Below are 2,179 nucleotides of genomic sequence, written 5' to 3' on the forward strand. Positions count from 1 at the left end.
TGTCTGGGGGGCTCGGAGATGTGTATAAGACACAGAGTAAGCCCGGGTCTCGTTGGCCCGCGGGCCAACGGAAGGAAACGCCGCTGCGAGAGCAGCGGCGTTTTTTTGTGGGCGGACTAAGCACGGGTCGTGCCATGACAACCATGACTGGTGGCACGCGTGGCCCTTCCGTTCAGGATCGGGCACGCTTAGGGGGTTCCGTCCCACTGCCTCAGGAAGGCCCCCATGCCACATCGCAACACGTTGCTGCCGATGCTCGCCTTGTCCCTGGCTGTTGCTTCGTCGTTCGCCGTCGCGCAGACGGCACCCATGGCGCCGGACATTCCGTCGAAATTCGATGTGCCGACCACGGCCAACGACTACGTGAAGCGTGTCGTCGAAATCCCGATGCGGGACGGCGTGAAGCTGCATACCGTCATCGTCATTCCGAAGAACGCGAAGCACGCGCCCATCCTCCTTACCCGTACCCCGTACAACGCCGATGGCCGCGCGGAACGGACGGAGTCGTCGACGATGCGCAACTTGCTGCCGATGGGCGACGAGGTGTTCGTGGACGCGGGTTACATTCGCGTATTCCAGGACATCCGCGGCAAATACGGCTCGGAGGGCGACTACGTGATGACCCGCCCCTTGCGCGGGCCGCTCAACGACACGCCGGTGGATCATTCCACCGATGCCTACGACACCATTGACTGGCTGACGAAGAACCTTCCGGAATCCAACGGCAAGGTGGGCATGATCGGCTCGTCGTATGAAGGCTTCACCGTGGTCATGGCGCTGGTGAATCCGCATCCGGCCCTCAAGGTGGCGGCGCCGGAAAGCCCGATGGTGGACGGCTGGATGGGCGACGACTGGTTCCATTACGGCGCCTTCCGCCAGACCAACTTCGATTACATCATTGGCCAGAATGCGAAGCGCGGAAAGGGTGACACCACGCCGCGCCTGGGTTACGACGACTACACCAATTTCCTCGAGGCGGGCTCGGCGGGCGACTACGCCCGTGCCAACGGCTTCGACCAGCTGCCTTATTGGCGCAAGCTCAGTGAACATCCCGCCTATGACGCGTACTGGCAGGGACAGGCACTGGACAAGATCATGGCGAAGCAGCCGCTGAAGGTGCCCACCATGTGGTTGCAGGGCCTGTGGGACCAGGAGGACATGTGGGGCGCCATCCACAGCTACGAGGCGGTGGAGCCGAAGGACACCGGCAACGACAAGAACTTCCTGGTGATGGGCCCCTGGCGCCACAGCCAGGTGAACTACGACGCCTCGTCGCTCGGCGCGCTGCAATGGGACGGCGACACCGCCTTGCAGTTCCGGCGTGACGTCTTGCTGCCGTTGTTCAACCAGTACCTCGTGGACGGTGCGCCCAAGGCGAACACGCCGCCGGTATTCATCTACAACACCGGCGAGAACCACTGGGATCGTTTCAAGTCCTGGCCCCAGGCGAAGAAGACCCGTCCGTTGTACCTGGGCGCCAACGGCACGTTGTCGTTCGAGGCACCCGCGGCGGCCGCGGCAAAGTACGACGAGTATGTATCCGATCCGGCGAAGCCGGTGCCTTACGTGCCGCGTCCCGTGCACTTCGGCGACCGGCAGTCCTGGACGACATGGCTCGTGCACGACCAGCGTTTCGTCGACGGCCGGCCCGATGTGCTGACCTACGTGACCGAACCGCTCACGGCCCCGCTGCGAGTGGCCGGCGCGCCGCAGGTGAACCTCTACGCATCCACCAGCGGCACCGACAGCGACTGGGTGGTGAAGCTGATCGATGTCTATCCCGCCGCGAATGCCAGCAATCCCACGATGGGCGGGTACGAGCTCTCGGTCTCTATGGACATCTTCCGCGGCCGCTACCGCGAGGGCTTCGGCGAGGGCAAGGCGCTCACGCCGAATACGCCGCTCGAGTACCGCTTCGGCCTGCCCACCGTGAACCACACCTTCCAGCCGGGCCACCGCGTGATGGTGCAGGTGCAGTCGTCGTGGTTCCCGTTGTACGACCGGAACCCGCAGACCTTCGTGCCGAACATCTTCTTCGCCAAGCCGTCGGACTACCAAAAGGCCACGCAGCAGGTCTGGCACACGCCTGGCACGGCCAGCGCCATCGAGTTGCCGGTGGCGGACGCCAAGTGACGAAGGGCTAGCCGGAAGGTGTGGGAGCTGTCTCTTATACACATCT

At 63.8% G+C, this 2,179-nt stretch carries 1 protein-coding gene; it reads left to right on the forward strand.

The features are described 5' to 3' along the window. Positions 1-252 precede the first annotated feature (252 nt). Positions 253-2,133, forward strand: coding sequence for a CocE/NonD family hydrolase (locus ACPYOD_RS19065; RefSeq protein ID WP_481303260.1), 1,881 nt, complete (start codon positions 253-255; stop codon positions 2,131-2,133). Positions 2,134-2,179 lie beyond the last annotated feature (46 nt).

It is taken from the genome of Luteibacter sp. HAY1-4A, from assembly GCF_056755355.1.

What these genes read in the sequence shown, in the direction of transcription:
- ACPYOD_RS19065 (WP_481303260.1), top strand. Translation starts at nt 253, where the DNA reads ATGCTCGCCTTGTCCCTGGCTGTTGCTTCGTCGTTCGCCGTCGCGCAG.